Origin of the sequence: Streptomyces cahuitamycinicus, from assembly GCF_002891435.1 — a bacterium.
GTDB classification, from domain to species: Bacteria; Actinomycetota; Actinomycetes; order Streptomycetales; family Streptomycetaceae; genus Streptomyces; species Streptomyces cahuitamycinicus.
The window spans coordinates 1-3891 of sequence record NZ_POUC01000590.1; the positions used below are offsets into that span (position 1 = coordinate 1).

The following is a 3891-nucleotide window of genomic DNA, read 5'->3' on the forward strand; positions in this document are numbered from 1 at the left end:
GACGGCTTACGAGATGAGCGCTAGTCTCGTGGGCTCGGAGATGTGTATAAGTGACAGGCTTCTCACCGTCCGTGACTCACCGGTTTGCCGTACGTGACCGTGCCGTGCGCGCACGGTCGGCGGAGGCTGAGCTTGGGCTCGACGGCCCGCCGGCGACCGGTTCGCCGGACCGAGGCGCGGCCGTCGTGCCGCGCGCCGCCGCCGACGGAGGAGAGACCGACATGACCACCGCCCTCTCACGGAACTGGGAACACGCCGTCGTCACCGGCGGCGCCGGGTTCGTCGGCTCCCATCTGTGCGCCGCCCTGCTGGACGCCGGCGCGGCCGTCACCTGCGTGGACGACTTCAGCACCGGCCGGCCCGAGAACATATCGCCGCTGCTCGAACAGCCCGGTTTCACGCTCGTCCAGGCCGACGTCACCGAGGGCCTGCGGATCAAACGGCCGCCGGACCTCGTCCTGCACTTCGCCTCGCCGGCGTCTCCGGCGGACTACCTGCGCCTTCCGCTGCACACGATGGAGACCGGCAGCCTCGGCACCCGCAACGCCCTGGAGCTCGCGCACTCCTCCGAAGCCCGCTTCGTCCTCGCCTCGACCTCCGAGGTCTACGGCGACCCGCTGCAGAACCCCCAGGACGAGCGCTACTGGGGCAACGTCAACCCCGTCGGCCCACGCAGCGTCTACGACGAGGCCAAACGCTTCGGCGAGGCACTGACCACCGCCCACGCCGACGCCGAGGGCACCGACACCTGCATCGTGCGGCTGTTCAACACCTACGGCCCCCGGATGCGCGGCCACGACGGACGCGCGGTGCCCACCTTCGTACGGCAGGCCCTGGCCGGCGACCCCCTCACCGTGACCGGCGACGGCCGCCAGACCCGGTCGCTGTGCTACGTCGACGACACCGTGCGCGGCATCCTCTCCGCCGCCGCCCACGGCATGCGCGGCCCCGTCAACATCGGCAACCCGACCGAGATCACCATGCTCGACCTGGCACGCCTGGTCGTCGAACTCGCCGAGTCGTCCTCGGAGATCCGCTACATCGAACGCCCGGTGGACGATCCGGCCGTGCGCTGCCCGGACATCACCCTGGCCCGCGACAAGCTCGGCTGGGACCCGCAGGTCCGCGCCGAGGAGGGGCTGCGGCGCACGATCGCCTGGTTCCGCGAGGCCGGTACCGAGGAGTGACCCCGCCCGGGCACCCCGCACTCCCGCGCCGGGTGCCCCCGACCGCCGGAAGGCACGTCTCCCCATGCGCATCCTCGGAATCAACGCCCTCTTCCACGACCCCGCCGCCGCCCTGGTGATCGACGGGCGGACCGTCGCCGCCGCGGAGGAGGAGCGGTTCTCCCGGCGCAAGCACGGCAAGAGGCCCCTGCCGTTCTCCGCCTGGGAGCTGCCCGAGCAGGCCGCGGCCTGGTGCCTGAGGCGGGCCGGGCTGCGCCCGCGGGACCTCGACGCGGTCACCTACTCCTTCGACCCCGAACTCGCCCGGCCCGCCGAGGACATGGGCCTGGACGACCCGTGGGACCACCTGCGGCTGACCTACGCCCGCGAGGCACCCGCCTTCCTCAAGGCCGCCCTGCCCGGTCTCGACCCCGGCCTCGTCCGCTTCGTTCCGCACCACATGGCGCACGCCGCCTCCAGTGCCTTCGCCGCACCGGACGCCACAGACTCCTCCGTCCTGGTCCTCGACGGCCGTGGCGAACGCGCCTCCCACCTGGCAGCCCGCCGCGTGGGCCACCGCCTGGAGGCGCTGCACGCCCAGGACCTGCCGCACTCGCTCGGCCTGGTCTACGAGGAACTCACCGGACACCTCGGCTTCCTGCGCTCCTCCGACGAGTTCAAGGTCATGGCCCTCGCCTCCCACGGCAGGCCGCGCATGCTCGCCGAACTGCGCCGCCACGTGTACCCCACCGGAGACGGCGGCTTCCACGCCACCGGCGTGCCCTGGCACGAGCTGTGTCCGCCCCGCGGGCCCGACGAACCGTGGACACAGGACCACGCCGACGTCGCCGCCAGTGCGCAGGCCGCGCTGGAGGAGACCCTGCTCGACCTGGTGCGCTGGCTGCACGGCCGGACCCACGACCGGGTGCTCACCCTGGCCGGCGGCGTCGCCCTCAACTGCGTCGCCAACTCCCGTATCGCCCGCGAGGGGCCCTTCTCCCGGGTGTGGGTGCAGCCCGCCGCCGGAGACGCCGGGACCGCCCTGGGCGGCGCCCTGCTGCTGTCCGCCGTGGAGGGCGACGAACCGGAGTCCATGACCGGTGCCGACCTCGGCCGGGAGTGGTCCGACGCCGAGCTCGGAGCCTGGCTGAAGACCGCGGCCGTCCCCTTCGAGCGGCCCCCGGACATCGCCGCGACCGTCGCCCGCGCCCTCGCGGACAACGGGATCGTCGCCTGGTTCCAGGGGCGTTCCGAGTACGGCCCCCGGGCACTCGGCCACCGCTCCCTGCTGGCCCACCCCGGTCACGCGGGAAACCTGGAACGGCTCAACGACGTCAAGGGCCGCGAACAGTTCCGGCCCGTAGCGCCCATGGTCCTCGCCGACCGTGCCGCCGACCTCTTCGACGGCCCGCTGCCCAGCCCGTACATGCTGTTCGTGCACGACGTGGCCCCGGCGTGGCGGGAGCGGATCCCGGCCGTCGTGCACGTCGACGGCACCGCCCGCATCCAGACCGTCGACCCGGCCCGCGAACCGCTGGTCGCCGCCATGCTCGGCGGGTTCGAGCGGCTCACCGGCCTGCCCGTGGTCGTCAACACCAGCCTCAACACGGCCGGCCGGCCCATGGTCGACGACCCGCGTGACGCCCTGGAGTGCTTCGGCTCCTCGCCCGTCGACCTGCTGGCCATCGGCCCGTACGCGATCCGGCGCGGCGATCTCTTCCGTACCGACTCCCGCAGCGACGACGCCGGAGGCCCCCGATGACCGAACCCGACGCGCCGGCGCCCGACGCCGAGTACGCCGTGGTGATCCCGACCCTCGGCCGCCCCACCCTGGGCGCCTGTCTGCACGCCCTCGCCGAGGCCGCCGGGCCGGGCCCGGTCCGGATCGTCCTCGTCGACGACCGGCCCGGCCCGGCCCGGGTCGCCCTCACCGCCGACGTCCCGCCGTCCCTGCGCGCGCGCACCGTCATCGTGCCCGGCGGGGCGCGCGGACCGGCCGCCGCGCGCAACCTCGGCTGGCGGGCCGCCGGTGACGTGCCCTGGATCGTCTTCCTCGACGACGACGTCGTACCCGGACCCACCTGGGGCGACGACCTGACCCTGGACCTGGCCACGGCGACCGCGCGCACCGCCGGGATCACCGCCCGCATCGAGGTGCCCCTGCCCGCCGGCCGGCGCCCCACAGACTGGGAACGCAACACGGCCGGTCTCGCCGACGCCCGCTGGATCACCGCCGACATGGCCTACCGGCGGGACGCGCTGGTGGCCGTCGGCGGATTCGACGAACGCTTCCGGCGGGCCTTCCGGGAGGACGCCGACCTCGCCCTGCGCACGCTCGACGCCGGCTGGACCCTCACCACCGGCCGGCGCACCACCACCCACCCCGTGCGGCAGGCCGGGCCCTGGATCTCCGTCCGCCTCCAGGCGGGCAACGCCGACGACGTGCTGATGACCCGGCTGCACGGCCGCCACTGGTGGCGCCGGGCCGAGGCCCCCCGCGGGCGTCTGCCCCTGCACCTGGCGGTGACCGGAGCGGGAGTGGCGGCGCTCGGCTGCGCCCTGCTCGGCCGGCACCGGGCCGCCGCGGCCTGCGCCGCCACGTGGCTGGCCGGCACCGCCGAGTTCGCCCTCGCCCGCATCATGCCCGGCCCCGGCACCCGCGACGAGGTGCTCACCATGACGGTGACCAGCGCCCTGATCCCGCCCGCCGCGACCTGGCACTGGC

The 3891-nt window shown here is 74.6% G+C and carries 3 protein-coding genes; all 3 read left to right on the plus strand.

The features are described from left to right. Positions 1 to 221: 221 nt before the first annotated feature. Positions 222 to 1187, plus strand: a complete 966-nt coding sequence (locus C1J00_RS39820) for an NAD-dependent epimerase/dehydratase family protein (RefSeq protein WP_102913736.1) — start codon at positions 222 to 224, stop codon at positions 1185 to 1187. A gap of 64 nt (positions 1188 to 1251) precedes the next feature. Next, on the plus strand, positions 1252 to 2928 hold the full coding sequence (locus C1J00_RS39825; RefSeq protein WP_102913737.1) for a carbamoyltransferase family protein: 1677 nt from the start codon (positions 1252 to 1254) through the stop codon (positions 2926 to 2928). Continuing rightward, positions 2925 to 3891, plus strand: a 967-nt coding sequence (locus C1J00_RS39830; protein WP_102913738.1) for a glycosyltransferase family 2 protein, incomplete at its 3' end; no start/stop codon positions are given. The genes C1J00_RS39825 and C1J00_RS39830, both read left to right, overlap by 4 nt.

Coding starts and splice junctions, on each gene's coding strand:
- C1J00_RS39820 (WP_102913736.1), top strand. CDS start 222: ATGACCACCGCCCTCTCACGGAACTGGGAACACGCCGTCGTCACCGGC.
- C1J00_RS39825 (WP_102913737.1), top strand. CDS start 1,252: ATGCGCATCCTCGGAATCAACGCCCTCTTCCACGACCCCGCCGCCGCC.